General features: G+C 64.9%; 6 protein-coding genes. 5 read left to right on the forward strand and 1 reads right to left on the reverse strand.

Annotated elements, in window-relative coordinates; translation table 11 throughout:
• A partial coding sequence (locus ACWDU1_RS28630) for a helix-turn-helix transcriptional regulator (protein WP_450003196.1) occupies positions 1 to 1,095 on the forward strand: 1,095 nt, incomplete at its 5' end.
• A 312-nt stretch (positions 1,096 to 1,407) separates the two neighbouring features.
• Here the strand turns inward: ACWDU1_RS28630 and ACWDU1_RS28635 are convergent.
• Positions 1,408 to 1,554 (reverse strand): hypothetical protein, encoded by a 147-nt coding sequence (locus tag ACWDU1_RS28635; protein ID WP_450003198.1) that lies wholly within the window; start codon positions 1,552 to 1,554, stop codon positions 1,408 to 1,410.
• Between the two features lie 314 nt (positions 1,555 to 1,868).
• Here ACWDU1_RS28635 and ACWDU1_RS28640 point away from each other — a divergent pair, with 314 nt between their 5' ends.
• The 4 genes from ACWDU1_RS28640 to ACWDU1_RS28655 form a co-directional block, all read left to right on the forward strand.
• Positions 1,869 to 2,420: a histidine phosphatase family protein gene (locus ACWDU1_RS28640; protein WP_450003204.1), complete on the forward strand. Its 552-nt coding sequence runs from the start codon at positions 1,869 to 1,871 to the stop codon at positions 2,418 to 2,420.
• A gap of 321 nt (positions 2,421 to 2,741) precedes the next feature.
• Positions 2,742 to 3,599, forward strand: a complete 858-nt coding sequence (locus ACWDU1_RS28645; protein WP_450003200.1) for an NAD(P)H-binding protein — start codon at positions 2,742 to 2,744, stop codon at positions 3,597 to 3,599.
• 109 nt (positions 3,600 to 3,708) lie between these two features.
• The gene (locus ACWDU1_RS28650; RefSeq protein WP_450003201.1) at positions 3,709 to 4,236 is read left to right on the forward strand and encodes a hemerythrin domain-containing protein; all 528 of its coding nucleotides are present in this window, start codon (positions 3,709 to 3,711) and stop codon (positions 4,234 to 4,236) included.
• Between the two features lie 595 nt (positions 4,237 to 4,831).
• On the forward strand, positions 4,832 to 5,658 hold an 827-nt coding region (locus tag ACWDU1_RS28655), incomplete at its 3' end, for a hypothetical protein (protein ID WP_450003202.1).

Genomic DNA, 5,658 nt, shown 5'->3' on the forward strand with positions numbered 1-5,658 from the left:
ACCAAGCTGCAGATCGATGCGCTCACCGGTAATTCCTGGCTGGCCCTGACGCAAGGCCTGCCCGACGACGCCGCACAGATGCTCGACGAGTGCGTGAGCCGCTGGCCGCTCGATCCGAGTGTCCGGGCGAATTGGCGTGACCGGGCGGAGAGCGATATCGGACTGCCCGCGCCGGTCGAATACGCTTGGGGCTTGGAACTGTTCGCGCGCCGCGATGCCCGTGCTGTGGACGTCCTGTGCCGTGCTCGGGCGAAGTTCGACGTGCTCGGCGAATACGTTTCCGGATGGTTGAGCGAACAACTCGCAACCATCGCCGCGGGCTTGTTGGGCGCCGCGGACCGTGCTCACGAGATCTCCCGGCGTTTCGCCCATCGCGCGGACGCTTCCAGCGCGTTGTGGGAGAAGTCGTGGGCCGGCCTCGCTCGCTCGGTTGTTCTGACAAACCATGGTGATCCCGTCGCGGCCCTGCTCCTCCAGAAGGAGTCGCTGGCGTACCAACTCACTGCCGGCGACCGGTGGTCCGGAATGTGGGCAGTCCAGTTTCGTATCTGGTCGCTGGCTCGGGTCCTCAGCGACAGGTCGGCCGAATCCGATCACGACCGCGCCCGCGCGCTCGGTTTGGCAACCGATATCGCCCACCTTGTCGGCGGACTGACGACACTGCGCACCGAACTCGGCATAAATATCGACGCGCTGGGTCCGTTCGCCGACCAATCGGCGAACGCCATCGCCATCGCCCGTCGAGTGCTCGGCGCCGAGGCCTACGGCGCAGCGGAAGCCCGGGGCGTGCGCCTGCGGCCGGAACTCGACGAAGTCCAGAAACTGGCGCTACGCAAACTGACCCTCGCGCCCCCGCCGGATCATCGCCGCAAAGGTGCTGCGCAATGGACCGGATTGACGCGGACAGAGCAGGAGGTGGCTGTCCTGGTAGCCGCGGGACGGACCAATGGCTCCATCGCCGCACGCAGGGGGAGATCCATCAGAACCATCGACGCACAGGTCGCGAGTATCCTGCACAAGCTCGGTGTGACCTCGCGCGAGGAGATCGCCGAACACGTCCCCTCTCGGCTCCGGGAATCGCTGATGGGCAGCTGATTCCGCATCCGCTCGGCAGCGGTCACTGTTCGGCCGCGGCGTCGGAGACGGCAGCGCGCCCGGGCCGGGCACAAGTAGTCCGCCGGCGTTCGCGGATGCGCCTCTTCCGGTACATGGAACAGCGGTAGGAGGCGGTAGCCATGAGGCAACTCGTAGGAGGGTAGCCACCGGGACGGCGGCGCCGGGCCGCGCCTGCGCGGGAACTTCGATCGGGTACAGCCGCAGCGCGCAGCAGTGGTCGCGAATCGTTTGGACCTTTTCGGCCGCGCATACCTAAGGAAAATCCGCGGTTTGCCGATGCGTTACTAGTACCTATTCGACGATGGTCGACCTGTCGGTGGTCACCGGTTTCGGCGTAGCGGGATCGAGGGGTTCTTGCTCGTCGTGGCCGTAAGCCACACCCCAGAGCGGTTTGGTGGCACCGGCGAGGAGGCCGGCCGGTCGCTTCGAATCGGACACCTGCTCTCCGAGGCCGGCCTCCACCCGGCCCGGGACCCCGCCGTCACGAATTCGCCGGCCACGCTGAAGCCTGCTCCCGAGGCCGGCGCCTACAGGAATGGTTTGCGATGATGGAAGTACTGCCACCTACAGGATCGACAGCGCAGGTTGATCTCGATCACAGGTGTGGCCGGCACCGGCTCGACAACGACCTCTCCGCCGCCGAATCCGTGGTGGACGGTCATACCGCACGGCCTACGGACCGGGTCCCGGTCGAGGCCGCCCCGCGGTGCGATACGGCCGGTCGTAGACGGAGCCGGGGCGTACGGGTGATCATGGTCCGCCACGGGGCGACAGGCGATCATGCTCGTGACGATATACAAGGGCCCCATGGCGGGCCGGGACTCTCCCCTCGTGGATACCGTCAGGCCATGGGCGTGGCCAACAGCCTGGTAATCGGACAGGAAGCGATCAGCGCCGTGTATTCGACGCCTCTCACCTCCGCGGTGCAGACCGCGCGGCTCGTCGCGACAGCGCTGCACCTGCCCCTTTCCTACGATCTGCCCGCCCCCGACCGCGCACCGGACCGGCACAGCATCGACCGCCGGTCGGCAGGGGTTCGGCAGATGGGGGAGTGCCTCGAGCGCATTGCCGAAAGTCATCCGAGCGAAACGGTGATCCTGGTTTGCCACCGCTCTTCCATCATCGCAGCGGAACTGTACTTCCAGCGCGCCCCGCTGCGATGCGCGATCGTCGAGGTGGACCACGCCGGCATCACCGAGTGGGAGTGCGTTCCCGTTGGCGAGGCGGAGTCCGGGGTTCGGAGATGGCAGCGGATACGGCACAACGATATCGCTCACCGGATGTTCGAAGCGCTCGGGGAATGAACCCGGAAGCCGCGACCTGATCCACCAACGACGAAACCGCGGTGGGTGCCGGCTGCCACCTCTTGTCCGCAGCATTTAGGTGGTCACCGAAGCGGGCCTCACCGGTCACCGATGTCCTGTGCGCACCTATTCACCGACAGTGGACACCGTGCAGGTCACGGAGTGCCAGGGCGCAAGCGTTATCGGACGGTTCCGATCGACAACATGGGACCGAACGGAGCCGAAGGCGAAGACCACACTCGCCGCGGCCGTCTCGGACGGTGCGCGATCGCGTGGCGACCTCACCTCGCACCTCTCATCGTCAGCAAAAGGAGAACATTCATGACAGATACCGGCATCTCGGGCCAGCGCCTCGTTCTCGTCACAGGCGGTACGGGCAAAACCGGCTCACGTGTGGTCGCGCGGCTGCGTGCCGAGCAGCACGCCGTGCGGGTCGGTTCCCGCGCGGCCGATATCCCGTTCGATTGGGAGGATCCCGGCACCTGGGCGGCGGCGCTGGACGGCGTGCACAGCGTCTACATCGCGTTCCAGCCCGATGTCTCGGTTCCCGGTGCTCCGGATGTCATTCGCGCCTTCACTGATGCGGCTGCCCGTGCGGGGGTCGCCTCGGTGGTGTTCCTGTCCGGCCGCGGCGAACCCGAGGCGGTCGTATGCGAGGACATAGTCCGAGAATCGGGACTGGCGTGGACCATTGTCCGGTGTGCCTTCTTCGCCCAGAACTTCAGTGAGGGCGCGCTGGTCGACTACATTCTGGCCGGTGAGGTGGCCCTGCCCAACGGGAACACACCCGAACCGTTCGTGCACGCTGACGATATAGCCGATGTCGCCATGGCGGCACTGACCGACGAGCGGCATCATGGTCGGCTCTATGAACTCACCGGTCCGCGTGCTCTGACCTTCGCCGAGGCAACGGCGGAAATCGCAGCCGCTGTGGGCCGCCCGATCGCATTCGTACCGATATCACGCGCCGATTTCGTTACCGGTCTCACCGAAGCGCAGTTGCCGCCGGAAATGGTGGCACTGCTGGACTACCTGTTCGGCACCCTGCTGGACGGACGCAATTCCGGCCTCGCCGATGGGGTGCGTCGAGCGTTGGGGCGCGACCCGAAGGACTTCTCCGAGTACGTCTCCGAGACAGCGCAAATATGGAGAACGGCAGCAGCGGCGGCGCGTGGGTAACCCCACCGGGCGGGCGTCGGCAGGCGGTCGGCCTCGCTGCCACGGCACGTTCTGTCCCGGTGCGCCGCCGCCTCTGCGCCCATCCGATCGATCGCCAGGAGGTTCCGCAATGGCGGACCGAGACCTTGCAATGATGTACGCGGCCCATAACGCGTTCCGGCGCGACCTGCGGGCGCTTACGCTGGCCCCGGAGCGGGAGCGTTGGGACCAGTTCTGCCGGCAGCTGATCACCCACCACACCGCCGAAGACACCGTCCTGTGGCCGAGTCTTCGGCGCCGCGGCGTCGCCGCGCGGTTGATCGACGCGATGGAAGCCGAACACGGGAGCATCGATCCGCTGATCGCTCGGGTGAACACTGGTTTCCAGAATGGAGTCCCGAAAACCGTTCGAACCGGTGTCGCCGTTCTGTCGGAAGTGTTGCACGGTCACCTCGAGCACGAGGAAACCGAAGTGCTGCCGCTGATCTCCGAGCGGGAATGGGCGCTGCTGAACCGGCAGATGCGGCGCCGCATCGGACTCCGTGGCTTATCGGCCTACTACACATGGCTGCTGCGTGATATCGAAGGCGAACCGCGCGATATCGCCCTCGGTACCATCCCGCGTCCCCTCCGTGGGACATTCGCCCGCGGTGGCTGATTCCGATCGCTCGCAGTCGATCCCGGTAGCCCGAACGGTCCCGGCAAGGTGTTGGGAACGTTCGGGCCGGTGGGGCGTGGGTGGGATTCCCGTTCTACGGAGTGGCGACGGTCTTCCGTCAAGAACCGAGCCACCCGGGCCCTACTCGCTCGTCAGTGACCGCAGTCGATCTCGCGGGCAACGTCCACCGGTACGCCGTGCCGGTTCGCGCAGTCGAGGGCGGAGCCGACATCGACAACTCGCCAGTGCAGATGACCTCCTTCCTCGGAGTAGCGGAAAAGATACATACTGGTCTGGGCATCGGGGTCGAAAACTGTTCGTGCCGTAGCCCATTCCCCGCTGCATCGTGCATCCTGCGATGGTCCAGCTCGTAGCGCTTGCTCCCGGCGTGTCGCCGAGAACACTGCCGTGCCTATCTCTACGGCCGCTCATGTCATCGTGGATTCGAGCCGATGCCAATTGTTTTGGGGGCATCGATGGAGGCGCGACTATATGTCCGGCTGCGGCAGGACAGTGATACACCGGGCCAGGCGGTCCGGCCGAATCACACGAAACATCCAGCCGAGTACTCGGCCGAAAGGGGAGGGAAAAGTCGATGTCCAGATGGCTCGAGGGGATTCGATCGCCGGTGGAGATCGGATTACTTCTGGGGAAACCGCTGATCGACGCCACCGGAAAGTTCAGTCATTTCCTGGCCGAAGACGTGATTCGCGGGACGCGGGCCGCAATCGTCCGAGCGACCGATGAATTCTTGCAGGTCGACCGGATATCGGAGGGCAGGACGCGGTGGGACGAGTCCGAGTCATGGGGGCGTTCGACAGCACTTCCCCCGCCGGTTTCCGGGGAACCTGTCACCGGCCGGGACGCGACACGGGGTATTGAACTGGCCTTTTTCACCGGAGATATCAGAAAGGAGCGTCTCTACAGCAAACATTTCGACGGCCCGGGGCGTTCGACGGATGTCCTGACCGGTGTGTCGTTCTCTTCGACGCGGGGACAGGCCGCATTCTTCAAAAGAGTTAGATTCCCGCCGTCCTTCGATCTCCTCGGCACCTACTCCCGGTCAGGGAACGAGGTAAAAGATTTTCACGCGTCCCTATCGGCTTGGCCATCGAAAAGGCCGATAATACTTCACGCCGATTCGGATCCCGAGCTGGATGTCTTCTATGTCAACGCGGACGTATCCCCGTCTTCACTACACGGGGACAACACTGCGGATGGTTCGATCATGGCGCTTTCACCGGAAATGTTCGCCCGAGTGGTCTCGAACGACAGTGATATCCGCCGGTTGGCCGTATCCGGAGAGGGCCGGCCGATAGTGGTGATTTCGAGCAACGCGGCAGCCCCGGGTTGCTCTTTGGGGCAACGTTTCGCCGAGGCCCTTCAGAATCAGGAGCAGCTACGCCGTGATGTATACGTGAG

This window comes from Nocardia sp. NPDC003345, from assembly GCF_053589395.1.